Annotated in this window: 1 protein-coding gene; it reads right to left on the bottom strand. The window is 57.7% G+C overall.

The features are described from left to right. A partial coding sequence (locus tag QF777_12225; protein ID MDP6912289.1) for a hypothetical protein occupies positions 1-511 on the bottom strand: 511 nt, incomplete at both ends.

Genomic DNA, 511 nt, shown 5'->3' with positions numbered 1-511 from the left:
CGCCGGGACCTTGTGGATGAGGACCGCCAGTGCGACCAGCATAGTCACTGCCTCGGAGCTTCCTGCTGCTGCAGATCCTATCGCAAGTCCATCGGCGGCAGAGTGCAGAGAAAGGCCGAGGACGATAACCCAAGGCGCCGCCCTGTGATGAACATGCTCGTGTCCGTGCTCCCCCTCGTGCTCGTGATGCTCCTCGTGAACAGCGTGACCTACACCAGAGCCCTCCATTACGAGCATCAAAACGAATCCGGCAAGCACGGCCCCTCCGATAATAAGACTCTCGAGCGCGCGCTCTCCTTCATCGCCATGTTCCCCTTCATGAGCATGGGAAGTGATGATTTCCTCGATCTCCTCGATTCCGGTGGTAGCATTGATCTCCCCTGATTCGACTTCCTCTATCACGTGCTCTATGCCCTCGGAAAGGGAGTCGCCGGATTCCTCGTCATGCTCGTCACCAGATTCCTCGTCATGCTCGTCATGGCCGCCTAGTAACTCCTCGATCTCTTCGATG

The organism is Acidimicrobiales bacterium, from assembly GCA_030747595.1.
GTDB lineage: Bacteria > Actinomycetota > Acidimicrobiia > Acidimicrobiales > MedAcidi-G1 > UBA9410.
This window is presented reverse-complemented; position numbering and strand designations above follow the sequence as displayed.